Source organism: Olleya sp. HaHaR_3_96 (assembly GCF_019278545.1).
Classification (GTDB): Bacteria; Bacteroidota; Bacteroidia; order Flavobacteriales; family Flavobacteriaceae; genus Olleya.
On the sequence record NZ_CP058987.1, the window covers coordinates 413927 to 430154 of the forward strand.

The 16228-nt window shown below is 34.3% G+C and carries 11 protein-coding genes; 6 read left to right on the top strand and 5 right to left on the bottom strand.

Annotated features, from left to right (window positions below; translation table 11 throughout):
- Positions 1-365 precede the first annotated feature (365 nt).
- From radA to panC, 5 genes are read right to left on the bottom strand one after another with little or no spacing between them, the layout of a single operon-like run.
- A complete protein-coding gene (gene radA, locus H0I26_RS01725; RefSeq protein ID WP_101015546.1) occupies positions 366-1727 on the bottom strand; it encodes a DNA repair protein RadA in 1362 nt (453 codons plus the stop codon).
- A 3-nt stretch (positions 1728-1730) separates the two neighbouring features.
- A complete protein-coding gene (locus tag H0I26_RS01730) occupies positions 1731-2876 on the bottom strand; it encodes an alpha/beta hydrolase (RefSeq protein ID WP_218700748.1) in 1146 nt (381 codons plus the stop codon).
- A gap of 36 nt (positions 2877-2912) precedes the next feature.
- Positions 2913-3833 (bottom strand): YbhN family protein, encoded by a 921-nt coding sequence (locus H0I26_RS01735; protein WP_256935233.1) that lies wholly within the window; start codon positions 3831-3833, stop codon positions 2913-2915.
- Between the two features lie 36 nt (positions 3834-3869).
- Positions 3870-4220, bottom strand: a complete 351-nt coding sequence (gene panD, locus H0I26_RS01740; RefSeq protein WP_218700750.1) for an aspartate 1-decarboxylase — start codon at positions 4218-4220, stop codon at positions 3870-3872.
- 14 nt (positions 4221-4234) lie between these two features.
- The gene (panC, locus tag H0I26_RS01745) at positions 4235-5083 is read right to left on the bottom strand and encodes a pantoate--beta-alanine ligase (RefSeq protein WP_218700751.1); all 849 of its coding nucleotides are present in this window, start codon (positions 5081-5083) and stop codon (positions 4235-4237) included.
- A 109-nt stretch (positions 5084-5192) separates the two neighbouring features.
- On the opposite strand from panC, the gene H0I26_RS01750 reads away from it, so the two are divergent.
- The 6 genes from H0I26_RS01750 to atpD all read left to right on the top strand — a co-directional run bounded on the left by H0I26_RS01750 (position 5193) and on the right by atpD (position 16226).
- A complete protein-coding gene (locus tag H0I26_RS01750; protein WP_218700752.1) occupies positions 5193-6002 on the top strand; it encodes a glycogen/starch synthase in 810 nt (269 codons plus the stop codon).
- Between the two features lie 29 nt (positions 6003-6031).
- The gene (locus H0I26_RS01755) at positions 6032-7672 is read left to right on the top strand and encodes a DUF4270 domain-containing protein (RefSeq protein ID WP_218700753.1); all 1641 of its coding nucleotides are present in this window, start codon (positions 6032-6034) and stop codon (positions 7670-7672) included.
- A gap of 7 nt (positions 7673-7679) precedes the next feature.
- Positions 7680-9527: a glutamine--fructose-6-phosphate transaminase (isomerizing) gene (glmS, locus tag H0I26_RS01760; protein ID WP_218700754.1), complete on the top strand. Its 1848-nt coding sequence runs from the start codon at positions 7680-7682 to the stop codon at positions 9525-9527.
- A 581-nt stretch (positions 9528-10108) separates the two neighbouring features.
- Complete coding sequence (locus H0I26_RS01765) at positions 10109-12871, top strand: TonB-dependent receptor (RefSeq protein ID WP_218700755.1); 2763 nt, start codon at positions 10109-10111, stop codon at positions 12869-12871.
- 5 nt (positions 12872-12876) lie between these two features.
- Positions 12877-14544, top strand: a complete 1668-nt coding sequence (locus H0I26_RS01770) for a G-D-S-L family lipolytic protein (protein WP_218700756.1) — start codon at positions 12877-12879, stop codon at positions 14542-14544.
- Positions 14545-14717: 173 nt separating this feature from the next.
- Positions 14718-16226, top strand: coding sequence for a F0F1 ATP synthase subunit beta (gene atpD, locus H0I26_RS01775; protein WP_101015556.1), 1509 nt, complete (start codon positions 14718-14720; stop codon positions 16224-16226).
- The last annotated feature ends 2 nt before the right edge of the window (positions 16227-16228 follow it).

A 16228-nucleotide genomic window follows, 5' to 3' on the forward strand; every position in this document is an offset into this window, starting at 1 on the left:
TTTAACTGTGCCAACAAAACCGTACTATCTACAAGACCCTATAGTCTTACTTCTAAATATACTCAGATTTCAAACTGCCTGTTTTTTTTCCTAAACAATTAAACCTTTTCTTTTCTATTTTTATTGTAAAAAAAGTGCGTACCGTTTTGTTTCGTAAGCTCATTGTAATATTAATTATTAAGAGATTAAAATTATTTTTACTTTTCTAAAAGCTACGAGGGAAAGGTTTTATGTAAAAGTAACATACATACGATAAATATGATATTTAGGTTTTAAAAAACTAGTTTTATTTATTGAAAAACTATTTTTTCATCCTTTTATCTGTAAGAATCAATTCTAAATTTGCTGGATAAATTAGTCTACAATTACGTTATAATCAAATCCACCAAATCTTCAATTTTTGAGATCAATTGAATTTTGATTGCTGTATCCTTCAAAGCTATTTTATTGTATTTAGATACAAATATGGTAGAAAACCCCAATTTTTCAGCCTCAAGAATACGCTGCTCCACACGTTGGACTGGACGAATTTCGCCAGACAGACCAACTTCCGCTGCAAAACAGTAATTAGCAAGTAATGCTTCATCTTCATTTGAAGATAATATAGCAGCAACCACAGCTAAATCTATTGCGGGGTCATCTACATTAATACCTCCCGTTATATTTAAAAACACATCTTTTGCTCCCAATCTAAAACCTGCTCGTTTTTCTAGTACAGCTAGCAACATGTTTAACCGTTTTGCATTAAAACCAGTTGCACTACGTTGTGGTGTCCCATAAACAGCAGTACTAACTAAAGCTTGCACTTCTATCATTAATGGTCGCACCCCTTCCAAAGTAGCCGCAATCGCATTACCAGATAATTCTTCGTCTTTTTTAGATATTAAAATCTCACTTGGATTAGAGACTTCTCTTAATCCAGAACCTTGCATTTCATAAATACCTAATTCATGTGTAGATCCAAAACGATTTTTCTGTGCACGCAAAATTCTAAAAACATGATTCCGATCACCTTCAAAATGAAGCACCGTATCCACCATATGTTCTAATATTTTAGGCCCAGCAATGTTTCCGTCCTTCGTAATATGACCAATCAAAATCACTGGCGTATTGGTTTCCTTAGCAAATTTAATTAGCTCTGTAGTACATTCTTTAACCTGGCTAATACTTCCGCTTGATGATTCTATATAGTCAGAATGTAATGTTTGAATGGAATCTATAATAACAATATCGGGTTCTAACGCTTCGATTTGTTTAAAAATATTTTGTGTTTTTGTTTCAGTAAGAATATAACAACTATCGTTATCTGGATTTATACGTTCCGCACGCATTTTGATTTGCTTCTGACTTTCTTCTCCAGAAACATATAATGTTTTGTACGGCAACTTTAACGAAATCTGAAGTAACAACGTGCTTTTACCTATCCCAGGCTCTCCTCCTAACAACGTTAAAGACCCTGGTACAATCCCTCCTCCTAAAACACGATTAAACTCACCATCTAAAGTGTCTAATCTAGCTTCTTTCGAAGAATCAATCTCCTTTATTCGTAATGGTTTTGATACCCTTTTAGAACTATTATTAGGCGTTTTCCATTCGCTTTTTTCAGGCTTTTGGACAACCTCTTCCACAATAGTATTCCACTCTTTACAAGCATTACACTGTCCTTGCCATTTTGAATATTGCGTCCCGCAATTTTGACAAAAAAAAGTTGTTTTTACTTTTGCCATATGTTAATATCCAAAGTCTGCTTTAATTTGTTCTGCTAATTCTAAAACTTGATCTTTTGTAATACCTGCAATTTCAGCTAAAACATAAGCCGACTGGTACGTTTTCATAGCTTTTTTAGGAGACCCTGTTTCTTCGTAAAAACGCCCTAAGTAGTAATTTCCAAGTAGTGTTTCAGGATATTCTTTTCTAGCTAATTTGCCTAAGTCTTCAAAATAGTCCCAGTTCTCATTCTTTTTAATAGCCGCTTCTATTGCTTTAAAATCATTAATTAAAATAGGTTTTTGGATCCCAAATAAGTCATCAATCATTTGATATTTTTCAACTAAATAATCCACGGGGTTTCCTTCCAATTTCAGAATAGTTTCTTTATATTCTTTTTTACTAATTGGCTGAAAAACAAGGAATATACTTTCCAATGCTTTTGGAATAGCATGCGCAGGTAATGTATAATGTGATACCCCTTCAAAAGTCTCAAACGTCTTAAGTACATTATTATTGTCGATAGCTTTCAAGCTCTTAGACAAAGCTTCTGTTTGTTCCTGAATCCCTTTAGTATCATTTGTTGTTGTCGCTAAATAATAAAATGTTTTTTGCTCTAACCTAGACATAACTTCTGTTAAATACTTTGGCATATCAGGGGCTAACTCCGGGCTTAAAACAATATAAGATTGAAATAGAGGAATCCCTTTTAATAAATAATAATTTATAAAGTTTGCTGACATACCATGTCCAACTGCCACCTTAAAATTTTCTGTACGAAAGGTTTTGTTTATAAACGGAACCAACTCCATACTTATAAATTCAAAAAACTCGGCACCCGTCTCTACTGGCAAAGAGTTTTGCTCACTATAATAGCAGTCGTTTTCTCGCAATCCATATTGATTAATTCCTATTACAATCGCCTCTGGGATATCTTCCCAATAGGCATAATAATCGACGTTACCCGCTACTGGCTCGAACAAATAATCTGCATCAAAAACATAAATAACAGGATATTTTTTATCTGAAGTGTCGTAATTTCTAGGTAACTGAATTTTTATCTGCCTAGTTTCTCCTAGTTTTTCAGAATTAAGCTCTTTGTATATTGTTTGAGCAACTAAGTTTGACGTTATAAATAAGCCAACAAAAAGAAAAAGAATACGTTTCATAAAAGGTAATAATTAAATTCGGGTGTAAGTTACAAATTATTTGTCTCGGTTGAAAAATGGAAGATATAATAACGAAATTCCTCCACAAATAAATATCAACAGTGTACTAGAGCTCCACATAATCCATCCGAAGGCTCGACTAGAATCTTCTGGCAAACTAAACAGTGAAAAAGCTATAACAATAGCCTCTGGATAGGAACCAATACCTCCATTGGTTGCAGCAACACTAAATGTCGCTAAAATAAAACCAATCAAAATAGCTCCAAACGGAATTGTGCGTAAATCAGAAAAAGCCAGTGTTGTAACATAAAACATTAACATATACATGGTCCAAATAAACAGGGTATGAAATATAAATGCCCACTTTTTCTTCATTTTAAAGATACTTAATGCCCCTTCAACCAATCCATTTACAAAATTTTTAATCTTTATTGCAATCTTAGAAGTGCTTCTTTTTATTATCAAAATAAAAAGCAACCCTACCAACAACATCACAACAGCTCCTATTATAATTTTAACAAAATCAAATTTATTAACTAAAAAATTATATATAAAATCAAACTGCATAAACAAAGTTACCGCTATAATACCTAACATTACAATCATGTCAGCAATCCGCTCTGCGACTATGGTACCAAATCCTTTTTCGAATGGTACATCTTCATAATTTGCTAAAATAGATGCTCTTGCCACTTCTCCCGCTCTTGGAATAGTATAATTTATTAAATAGGTTGCAAAAACAGCCATGATACTATTACCTAGTTTAATTTTGTAGCCTAAAGGCTCAAGCATAAAAACCCAGCGATAAGCTCTTGATAAATGACTTAACAAACCACAAAAAACACCTAACAAAATAAAACCGTAATCAGCATTTTTAGCATAATTAACAATCTCTCCAAAAGACAGTTTTGAGAGAGAATACCAAATCAAAAAAACTCCCAATAAAATTGGGAGCATGATTTTTAAAAATTTAGTTACTGGCCTTTTGGACATTTACTTCAATAAGTTATTAGCCTCATTAGGAAATACCAATGATGGCTTAAAAACTTTGGCTTCCTCAATACCCATGAAAGCATACGTAATTAAAATCAATATATCATCTTTAGCTACTAATCTTGACGCCGCACCATTTAAGGTGATTTCTCCACTGTTTCTAGGCCCAGGTATTGCATAGGTTTCTAATCGCGCACCATTGTTATTATTTACAATTTGCACTTTTTCGCCTTGAATAATATTTGCCGCATCCATTAAATCTTCATCAATAGTTATACTACCAATATAATTTAGGTCAGCACCTGTTACTTTTACTCTGTGTATTTTAGATTTTACTACTTGTATTTGCATAGTTACAAAGGTAATTAATTTAGAGCGATATTATCTATTAATCTTATGTCGCCTGCATAAACTGCAATAAACGCTCTATAGGTTTTATTTTTGTTTTTTCGTTTAACTGTTTTTAATGTGTCCACATCTGCTATTATAAAATATTCCAATTCCAACAAATCATGTTTCGCAAATTGTTTCTGAACCCATTCCGTTATTATATTAGCACTTTTTGTGCCAAACTTTTCTTGAGCAGACTTTAACGTTTTATATATAAAAGGCGCTGACAAACTATACTCTGGTTTTAAGCGTACATTTCTAGAACTCATAGCTAAACCGTTAGCTTCTCTATGGATTTCACAACCAACAACAATTACGGGCAATTGGTGTTTCTCAACCAACTTCCTAATAATTGCTAATTGTTGAAAATCTTTCTCACCAAAATAAGCATTATCCGGTTTTACTATTTCAAATAATCGTTTGACAATAGTCCCAACGCCATCAAAATGGCCTTTTCTAAAACGACCTTCCATCTCAAACTCTAAACCATCAAAATTAAACGATTGAGCTCTAGTATCACCTTCATAAATATCATCTACACTAGGGGCATAAACTACTATATTTTCAGACACCGTTTCTAAAAGTTTAATATCAGCTTCCAAAGTTCTTGGGTACTTATCCAAATCTGTTACGTTATCAAACTGTGTAGGATTAACAAAAATGCTAACTACCATGACACTATTATTTAACAACCCTTCCTTGATTAAAGACAGGTGACCCTGATGTAAAGCACCCATTGTCGGCACAAAACCAATTTTATTTCCCTCTTTTTTTAAAGAAGAAATGTGGGCACCAATTTTGTTTTTATTAGTAAATACAAGCATTTTTAATATTTAATTAACGAATGCAAACTTAATATATTAGTAGCAATCTGCATAAATTTTCGTACTTTTGCGTGTTTTTATTGATAATTCTGAAAAGCTAAACAATATTATGAAAGATAAGAGGATATTATATGTGTCATCTGAAGTGGTGCCTTATTTACCAGAAACAGAGATTTCTTCAATGTCATTTGAAACCCCTAGAATGGTAAACCAACAGGGCGGACAAATAAGAATTTTCATGCCTAAATATGGTAATATCAATGAAAGAAGACATCAATTACATGAAGTTATCCGATTATCAGGGATTAATTTAATTGTAAATGATTTAGATATGCCTTTAATTATAAAGGTAGCCTCTATACCAAAAGAACGCATCCAAGTTTATTTTATTGATAATGACGAATACTTTAAAAGAAAAGCGACATTAACTGACGAAGATGGGAATCTTTTTGAAGACAATGACGAGCGTGCCATTTTCTTTGCTAAAGGTGTTATTGAAACTGTAAAAAAATTAAATTGGTCTCCAGATATAATACATGTACATGGTTGGTTAGCTTCTTTACTACCTCTATATCTAAAACAATTTTACAAAGACGAGCCATTATTCAGCGAAAGCAAAATAGTAACATCTATTTATAAAAGCGGCTTTGAAAAAACTCTTAATCCAGATTTAATCAAAAAAATTCAATTTGATAAAATCGAACAAGATAAAATTAAAACGCTTGCAGATCCAACATATAACAACTTAATGAAGGTTGCTATAGATAGTTCTGACGCGTTAATAGTTGGATCCGAAGACTTGCCTGAAGAGCTAACAAAATATCTTAAAAACTCTAAAAAACCTGTTTTAGAGTATCATGCAAAAGACGAATTTAGCGAAGCATATACTAATTTTTACACAACTAGCGTTCTAGATTAACGCAACACTACCATATTTAAGATATATCTATGAAAACATACTTATTAAAAGTCATCAAACCTTTGGTTTTATTGGTGATTCTAATTTTTACAGCAATTTCTTGTGAAAAGGACTTTGTAAATGTAGAGAGTGATATTAGAGGTGCTCAAAATTTTACTACAAATAGTAAATTATTCCCTCTTGTATCTTATAACAAGAAACTTGACCCTGTTCAAACTAACGCTTTCACAAGTAACGTTCTTGGCTTGTATAACGACCCAAATTACGGATTAACATCAGCTAACTTAGTATCACAAATAGCACCCAATGATTTAGATCCTGATTTTGGAGAAAACCTTAGCGTTATATCAGTAAAATTATATATACCATATTATTCCACAGCCGAAGATACAGACGATGATGGTAACACAACCTACTCTTTAGATTCCTTATATGGAAGTAGTGCTAGTGGCTACAAGTTATCCATATATAGAAACAACTATTATTTACGTAATTTAGATCCAGAGTCCGATTTTAGCGAATCTCAAGCTTATTATTCCAATGCTTATTCTAGTTTAAACCTAAACACTTTCCAAGGAGAACTTTTATACGAAAGTAATACTGGAACAGGTTTCACACCTAGCTCACAATACATAGCAATCGAAGAGGTTCCCATAGGCGAATCAAGCGAAGAAGAACTTGAAGACAATCGTGCTCCTGGACTTTATTTAGACCTAGCGGCCACAACTGAATTTGGATTAGATGCTTGGAAAAACCTACTAGTCCAACCTGATGGCTCCGTAAACCCTAACTTAACTAATACGGCAGATTTCAAAAATGCTTTTAGAGGCTTAATTTTTAAGGCAGAACAATTATCTGGCAATGACGGTAATATGATCTACCTAAACCTAGGTACAACAGCAACAATTGATGTCCGATACGAAACTGATGTAGAAGACACTACCACAGGAGAAAGAGAAAGAGACACTTATTCCTTTAATTTTAACAGTATCAAGTTTAATACTTTCGAAAAAATAACATCACCAATCACCTTAACCGACGGTAATACAGATAATGGCGATGATCAACTTTTCATATCTGGTTTTCAAGGTTCAATGGCTGTAATTGATCTATTCAAGGGAGACATAGTAGATGAAAACAATATTACACAGGATGCCTTGGAATACTTTAAAGATCGTCAAAACAAATGGCTAATAAACGAAGCTGCCTTAAACTTTTATGTAGATTTACCTACAGGTCAAGGAGGTGTCACAGAACCTGATAGAATCATATTATATGATTTAAAAAACAAAACCCCATTACTGGATTATTATTTTGACGCAACAGCTAACACTACGGACCCACTTAATTCTAGACTAATTTATTCTCCTAAATTAGAAAGAGATAGCGATGGCAATGGAGTCAAATATAAAATTAGACTTACAGAACACCTTAATAGTATATTGTTAAGAGATTCTTCAAATGTACAACTAGGCCTTTATGTATCCACTAATGTAAATTACTTGGGTAATTCTAAAATACTAGATGCGATAGATGATGACTCTGTTAGTTTTGTACCAAAAAGTTCTGTAATAGCCCCAGAAGGGACAATTTTACATGGAAGTACACCTAATGTACCCGAAAACGTAAGAGCTACTTTCGAAGTTTTTTACACAGAACCAGAAAATTAAAAAGAATATGTGCGGAATTGTTGGATATATAGGAAAAAGAGAAGCCTATTCAATTGTAATGGAAGGCTTACAACGTCTAGAATACAGAGGATATGATAGTGCTGGTATAGCATTATATGATGGCTCTGATATAAAACTTTGCAAAACGAAAGGAAAAGTTGCCGATCTAGAAAAACGAGTTAAAAAAGAAATAACTACTAATGGTAATGTAGGTATAGGACATACGAGATGGGCAACACACGGTGTACCAAATGATGTAAATTCTCACCCTCATTACTCAAACTCTGGTGATTTAGTAATAATACACAATGGTATTATAGAAAATTATGCCTCTATAAAAACAGAGCTTATAAAAAGAGGTTACACTTTTAAATCGGATACAGATACAGAAGTATTAGTAAACCTTATAGAAGAAGTAAAGAAAAAGCAAAATGTCAAACTCGGAAAAGCAGTTCAATTAGCTTTAAACGAAGTAGTTGGAGCTTACGCGATAGCCGTATTTGATAAAAACAAACCAAATGAAATTGTCGTTGCTAAGTTAGGAAGTCCGCTAGCAATAGGAATTGGTGAAGATGAGTTTTTTATTGCAAGTGACGCCTCCCCTTTTATAGAATATACAAAAAATGCCATCTATCTTGAAGATGAAGAAATGGCTATTATCCGAAGAGATAAAAAAATAAAGATTAGAAAAATAAAAGATGATTCCGAAGTAGCTCCTGCAATGCAAGAACTTAAGTTCAACCTTGAACAGATAGAAAAAGGAGGCTATGAGCATTTCATGCTAAAAGAAATTCATGAACAACCTAATGCAATAAGGGATACCTACAGAGGACGTCTACTTGCTAAAGAAGGTATCATTAGAATGGCTGGAATAGACGACAATATTGAAAAGTTTCTAAATGCAAATCGTATTATCATTGTAGCTTGCGGTACTTCTTGGCATGCTGGATTAGTAGCTGAATACATATTTGAAGACCTTGCTAGAATTCCCGTAGAAGTAGAGTACGCCTCAGAGTTTAGATATCGTAATCCTGTAATTACAGAAAAAGATGTGGTTATTGCTATATCTCAATCCGGTGAAACTGCAGATACCCTTGCTGCTATAAAATTAGCAAAATCAAAAGGTGCTTTTGTCTTTGGTGTCTGTAATGTCGTAGGATCAACAATAGCTAGAGAAACTAATGCTGGAGCATACACACATGCAGGTCCAGAAATTGGAGTTGCCTCTACTAAAGCATTTACAACTCAGATTACTGTTTTGACTCTAATAGCTTTAAAATTAGCAAAAGCAAATGGTAGCATGTCAAATTCTGTTTTTCACAGTCACTTACAAGAATTAGAATTAATTCCAGATAAAGTAAAAGAAGCCTTAAAAGCAGACGAGCATATTAAAAAGGTAGCAAAAATCTATAAAGATGCTAAAAATTGCTTGTATTTAGGAAGAGGATACAATTTTCCAGTTGCTCTAGAAGGCGCTCTAAAACTAAAAGAAATATCATATATCCATGCTGAAGGTTATCCTGCTGCCGAAATGAAACATGGGCCTATCGCTTTAATTGATGAACAAATGCCCGTTTTTGTTATAGCAACAAAAAAAGGCCATTATGAAAAAGTAGTTAGTAATATTCAAGAAATTAAATCGCGATCTGGTAAAATAATAGGTATTGTCACTCAAGGAGATGTCGATGTTAAAAAAGTTGCAGACCATGTTATTGAAGTACCAGAAACAATTGAGTCTTTAACCCCTTTATTAACGACTATCCCGCTTCAATTATTATCTTATCATATTGCTGTAATGCTTGACAAAAATGTTGATCAACCAAGAAATTTAGCAAAATCGGTAACGGTGGAGTAGTCACGAACGGGGGTGAGTTGATTTGACTTTTTACGACCTCGTTTTACAGGCATAATAGATATTTGGGTTCCGTTTTCGGAACCCTTTTTATTTTGAAGTATAACAGGTGTCGTTTATTTTCTTCTTCACACTTCACTATTATCGAGTCTATAATAGCCTCAAGAAATTCTTTTTTCATCTCATCCAAGATATCAGATATTTGTTTAAAGTTAAAATTATCTTGCTCATATAACTTATTAATGATATCAAATAGTTCTTCTGATATGGACATAAAATGACACCCATAGGTTAGATGACTCTAAATTTACAGACATGCAAAGTGAATAGCTAGTTTTAATAAGAGATGAGCGGGTTCCCACTGGAGAACATTTAGGCACGGTAAAGTAGTTAAAAGCCTTTTTACCCTAGACGCTTCACAACCTATAATTATTCATAAAAACTATCAATTTTTTAAGAATAATTAGCTTTGAAGCGTCTTTTTTTTGGAAATACTTATTATGCACGCATAATTTTTTATCTCTTTTTATTAAAATTTAGTTAAAAAACGTATATTGTCCTTCTAAATTAACTAAATCTAAAAAATGAGAACAATCCTTTCAATTGTATTGTTGTTTTTTTGTGGACTATCTTTTTCACAAACAACAATAACAGGAACAGTGGTAGACGACATAAGTCAACAACCTATTCCAAGCGCTAATGTTGTAATAGCTGGCACATCTACAGGAACTGCTACAGATTTTGATGGTGCTTTTACTTTAACAACGGATAAAACCCCACCATTTACGGTACAAGTTAGTAGTGTTGGCTTTTCTAGTAAAGATGTAGAAATAACCTCCAAAAACCAAAAAATAACTGTGATCCTTAATGAAGGAACGTCTTTAGACGAAGTTGTTATTTCGGCCTCTAGAACACCAGAACGTATCTTTGAATCCCCTGTAACCGTTGAACGTTTTGGACTTAAAGAAATCAAAAACACTGCTTCTGCCGATTTTTACGATGGATTAGAAAACTTAAAAGGAGTCGATGTTAATACAAATAGTTTAACTTTTAAATCGGTAAACACAAGAGGTTTTGCTTCATTTGCTAATACTCGTTTTATGCAGCTAGTTGATGGTATGGATAACTCAACACCAGCTTTAAACTTCCCTATTGGAAACTTAGTAGGTATGACAGAAACGGATGTTTTAAGTGTAGAATTACTTCCAGGAGCATCCTCTGCTCTTTATGGTGCAAATGCATTTAATGGTATTTTATTTATGAGAAGTAAAAACCCATTTGATCATGAAGGTGTAAGTGTCGCTCTAAAAAGAGGAATTACCTCTCAAGAAGCTGCCGGAGATAACCCATATACAGATTTAAGTCTTAGAATGGCACATAAATTCAGTGATAAATTTGCTGCTAAAATCAATTTTGGATATTTACAAGGTACGGATTGGCAAGCTACCAGTGAAGTTGATAAAATTGATCCAACTAGAACAAGATCAAACACAAACTACGATGGTATAAATATCTACGGAGACGAGGTTTCTACTAACATTAGAGCTGCTTCTGGCTTAGGAATAATACCGGATGTTGTTGTTAGTAGAACTGGATATAACGAACGTGATTTAACAAACTACAATGCAGAAAGCATTAAAGCTGACTGGGGTTTATATTTCCGTCCAATTGAAGGTAATAGTTTAGAATTATCTTATGTTGGTAAAGTAGGAACAGGTACGACAATCTACCAAGGGACTAATAGATATAACATTGATGGTTTTTTTCAGCAACAACATAAATTCGAAATTAAAAATGATAATTTCTTTGCACGAGTTTATGAAGTCTCTGATAAAGCTGGAGATTCATATGACATGGTGTTTTCCGGAATTAACATTAATAGATCTTGGAAAAGTGATGAAGATTGGTTTGGTGACTATATTGCTACTTACGCAGGTATAGAACTATCAGGAAACCCTTCTGGATTAACAGATCAACAAAAACATGACACTGCACGAGCACAAGCGGATACAGGTCGTTACTTACCTGGTACTACAGAATTTGATTCTGCTTTCAACAGAATAATAAAAGATCCTAACTTAGCTACGGGATCACAATTCCGAGATGCTTCAAAATACTTACATAGTGACGCTAACTATAATCTAAGTCATTTAATTGATTTTGCGGACATCCAAGTTGGAGGGTCTTACAGAAAATACAAATTAAATTCTGGAGGAAGTATTTATACTGATAGCAATGGACCAATTGAATATTCAGAATTTGGTGTATACTCTCAAATTCAAAAAGATATAGCTATTAATGATGAGATGGAATTAAAATTAACGGCATCTGGTCGATATGACAAATCAGAATTATTTGATGGCTTTGTTTCTCCAAGATTATCTGCAGCCCTAACTTTAAACAGAAACCACAATGTTAGAGCATCTGTTCAAACAGGTTTTAGAAATCCAACGACTCAAGATTTATTTATTGGATTAGACACAGGTAGAGCAATATTAGTTGGTTCTGCCCCTGACAATTTAGATAGATATTCAGGAGATTATGATATTAGCTTGGCAGGACAAACAACATATGGTCAACCAGCAACTGTTACTCAAACCGCAACTGCCGCTTATAATAACTCTTACTCTGCAGGCTCTGTAACTGATTTTGCAGCTTCTGGTAACCCAACGCTTTTAACAGTAGCTAATCCAGAAATTATAAAACCAGAACAAGTAACTTCAATTGAAGTTGGTTATAGAGGTAAATACGAAAGTATAATTGTTGACTTAAGTGCTTACTATAATAAATACGAAGACTTTATCTCTTCAGAGGTAGTAATAGCACCATTATATGGTACAGTTGGTGATGGCGGATTATCTGTTGCAGCTTTAGCAAACGGAGATTTCCAAGCTTATAGTGCTTATACAAATTCTGATATCGATGTAAACTCTTACGGTGCTTCTATTGGTTTATCAACCAAAGTACTTGGTGGTTTCGATTTAGGTGGAAGTTATACTTTTACAAAACAAGATTTTGACAGAGCAGCTAATCCTGACTTCATGACTAGTTTTAACACGCCTGAGCATAAATTTAAAGCCTCTTTTGGTCACACAGAAGTATTTGAAAACTTCGGTTTTAATGTAGCCTATAGATTTAGTGATGACTATTTTTGGGAAGCTACATTTGGTAGTGGTATAATACCAGAGTTTCATGTAGTAGATGCACAAATCAATTACAAGGTACCTAGTTTAAAATCGGTAATAAAAGTAGGAGCTACTAACCTTACGGGGAAAGAGTACTTCTCTGCATTTGGAACTGGATTTATAGGGTCTATGTACTACGCATCATTAACAATTAATAACTAATAATAATGAAGACATTAAAAAACATAAAATATATAGGACTTATTGCTATAGCAATTGGTTTTACAGCTTGTAGTGATGAATCTGATTTTGAGGAGTTTTTAGACCAACCACCAATGGATGCTGTCATATTGCCAACACTAACTGCTGGTTCTGCCGATTTCTCTAACTTCGTTTCTTTAGGAGCATCATTTACAGCTGGTTATACTGACGGCGCTTTATTTAAAGCAGCTCAAGAAAATTCTTTTCCAAACACGTTAGCTAAGCAATTTGCAAATATTGGAGGCGGGCCCTTTTCACAACCCGAAATGAATGATAACACAGGAGGAATGATTATCCCAATTCCTGGGGCTGACGACTTACCTTATCGTTTAGTATTCAATGGCTCCGGTCCTGAAAGACTAGATTCTTTTTTAACAAATTCAGGAGAACAAGTTCCATCCGTAACAACTATAGCTGGTGTAAACTTAGCAAGTTCATTTAATAATGTTGGGGTTCCGGGCGCAAAAAGCTTTCATATGACGGCTGCAGGATACGGATCATTAAATCCTTATTTTGGTCGTTTTCAAAGCTCTGCTGGTGCTACCATGCTAGGGGATGCAATATCGCAAAATCCTACTTTCTTTATTCTAAGTGAAGTTGGAGGAAATGATGTCTTAAGCTACGCAACTTCTGGAGGAACAGGAGTTGACCAAACTGGTAATTTAGACCCTACAACTTATGGAGGCAATGATATAACAGACCCTAACGTTTTTGCACAAGTTTTTAATGGCCTAGTTAGTGCATTAACTAGTAACGGGGCAGAAGGTGTAGTAACCAATTTACCTTACATTACAGATTTACCACACTTCACAACTGTACCTCATAACCCATTAGATCCTACAAATCCAGATTTTGGACCTCAAATACCACTATTAAACTCAATTTTCGGAGCATTAAATCCAATATTTAACGCGGTGGATCCTACTAGAGCAATTGTTTTCTCTGAAACAGCAGCAAGTGCAGTTGTTATTAAAGATGAAACTTTAGCCGATATTTCAACCATAATTAGTGCACAGCTAAATGCTAGTCCAACATTCCCTGCTTTTATAGCCCAATTTGGTTTACCCGCTACAGCTGCACCATTAGTAGCAAACCTTCTAGGTAACACTTATGGACAAACTAGACAAGCAACTTCCACAGATTTACTAGTATTATCAAGTTCCTCCATAATAGGAAAAGTTAATGAATCAAATACAGCGGTATTAATGGGACAAGGTTTACCACAAGCATTAGCTGGTCAGTTTTCTGTAGAAGGTGTTACTTTACCTCTTGAAGACAAATGGGTATTATTACCTACGGAGCAAGTAGAAATCAAAACAGCAACCGACGCTTACAATACTACAATAGAAACTGTTGCCGCAACAAGCGGTTTAGCATTAGTTGATTTAAATGCAATTTTAAGTCAGGCTTCAACTAGCGGGGTTATGTTTGACAACTATAACCTAACGACAAACCTAGTAACTGGTGGCTTAGTTAGTTTAGATGGTATACATCTTACAGCTAGAGGTTATGGATTAATGGCTAACAAATTTCTGGAGGCAATAGATGCTACTTATGGCTCCAACTTTATAGCTTCAGGAAATGTAGCTATCGCTGAAGACTTTGGTGTAACGTATTCGTCATCACTAGATTAAAAAATATATAGCGTAAATCAAAAACACCTGCTTTTAAAGATTAAAAGTAGGTGTTTTTTCATATATAAAAAAGAACAAACCCCTTTCTTATTAAATTAAAACCCCTATCTTTGCACGCGAAAACAGAAGGTGTTTTCTTTCAATTAAATACCATAATATTAAACAGATAAGTAATGTCAAAAGTTACAGGTAAAGTTGCTCAAATAGTAGGTCCAGTTATCGATGTCGAATTCGCTGCCGGTTCTGAACTACCAAAAATTTACGATTCATTAGAAATTAATAAGGCTGATGGTTCAAAATTAGTATTAGAAGTACAGTCTCACATTGGTGAAGACACAGTACGTACAATTGCTATGGACTCTTCAGATGGTTTAAGTAGAGGTACAGAAGTTGTTTCAACTGGTGCTCCAATACAAATGCCGATTGGTGGAGATATCTACGGACGTTTATTTAATGTAATTGGAGATGCTATTGATGGTTTAGGTGATTTACCTAAAGCTGGAGATGCAGGTTTACCAATACACAGATCAGCTCCAAAATTTGAAGATTTATCAACGTCTACTGAAGTATTATTTACTGGTATTAAAGTTATTGACTTAATTGAGCCTTACGCAAAAGGAGGTAAAATTGGATTATTTGGTGGTGCAGGAGTAGGAAAAACAGTATTAATTCAAGAGTTAATTAATAACATTGCAAAAGGACACGGTGGATTATCTGTCTTTGCAGGAGTTGGAGAAAGAACACGTGAAGGAAACGATTTACTTCGTGAGATGTTAGAGTCAGGAATTATCAAGTATGGTGATGACTTTATGCATTCTATGGAAGAAGGAGGATGGGACCTACAAAAAGTAGACAAAAACATAATGAAAGATTCAAAAGCAACTTTCGTTTTTGGACAAATGAATGAGCCACCTGGAGCTCGTGCTCGTGTGGCACTTTCAGGATTAACTATAGCAGAATACTTCCGTGACGGCGCAGGAGAAGGACAAGGAAAAGATGTACTTTTCTTCGTTGATAACATCTTCCGTTTTACACAAGCTGGTTCTGAGGTATCTGCACTATTAGGTCGTATGCCTTCTGCAGTAGGTTACCAACCAACATTGGCAACAGAAATGGGTGCAATGCAAGAGCGTATTACATCAACTAAAAGAGGTTCTATTACATCTGTACAAGCAGTATATGTACCTGCAGATGATTTAACGGATCCTGCACCAGCAACAACGTTTGCGCATTTAGATGCAACAACAGTATTATCACGTAAAATTGCTGAGCTTGGTATTTATCCAGCGGTAGACCCTTTAGATTCTACGTCTAGAATTTTAACAGCTGATATTTTAGGTGATGAGCATTATAACTGTGCACAACGTGTAAAAGAATTATTACAACGTTATAAAGAATTACAAGATATTATTGCCATATTAGGTATGGAAGAATTATCTGAAGAAGATAAAATGGCTGTAGGTAGAGCAAGACGTGTACAACGTTTCTTATCTCAACCGTTCCACGTAGCAGAGCAGTTTACTGGTCTTAAAGGTGTTTTAGTAGACATTAAGGAAACAATCAAAGGATTTAACATGATTATGGATGGTGGTTTAGATCATTTACCAGAAGCTGCCTTTAACCTTAAAGGATCTATTGAAGAAGCTATCGAAGCTGGAGAGAAAATGTTAGCTGAAGCTTAATC

What these genes read in the sequence shown, in the direction of transcription:
- radA (WP_101015546.1), bottom strand. Translation starts at nt 1,727, where the DNA reads ATGGCAAAAGTAAAAACAACTTTTTTTTGTCAAAATTGCGGGACGCAA.
- H0I26_RS01730 (WP_218700748.1), bottom strand. Translation starts at nt 2,876, where the DNA reads ATGAAACGTATTCTTTTTCTTTTTGTTGGCTTATTTATAACGTCAAAC.
- H0I26_RS01735 (WP_256935233.1), bottom strand. Translation starts at nt 3,833, where the DNA reads ATGCTCCCAATTTTATTGGGAGTTTTTTTGATTTGGTATTCTCTCTCA.
- panD (WP_218700750.1), bottom strand. Translation starts at nt 4,220, where the DNA reads ATGCAAATACAAGTAGTAAAATCTAAAATACACAGAGTAAAAGTAACA.
- panC (WP_218700751.1), bottom strand. Translation starts at nt 5,083, where the DNA reads ATGCTTGTATTTACTAATAAAAACAAAATTGGTGCCCACATTTCTTCT.
- H0I26_RS01750 (WP_218700752.1), top strand. Translation starts at nt 5,193, where the DNA reads ATGAAAGATAAGAGGATATTATATGTGTCATCTGAAGTGGTGCCTTAT.
- H0I26_RS01755 (WP_218700753.1), top strand. Translation starts at nt 6,032, where the DNA reads ATGAAAACATACTTATTAAAAGTCATCAAACCTTTGGTTTTATTGGTG.
- glmS (WP_218700754.1), top strand. Translation starts at nt 7,680, where the DNA reads ATGTGCGGAATTGTTGGATATATAGGAAAAAGAGAAGCCTATTCAATT.
- H0I26_RS01765 (WP_218700755.1), top strand. Translation starts at nt 10,109, where the DNA reads ATGAGAACAATCCTTTCAATTGTATTGTTGTTTTTTTGTGGACTATCT.
- H0I26_RS01770 (WP_218700756.1), top strand. Translation starts at nt 12,877, where the DNA reads ATGAAGACATTAAAAAACATAAAATATATAGGACTTATTGCTATAGCA.
- atpD (WP_101015556.1), top strand. Translation starts at nt 14,718, where the DNA reads ATGTCAAAAGTTACAGGTAAAGTTGCTCAAATAGTAGGTCCAGTTATC.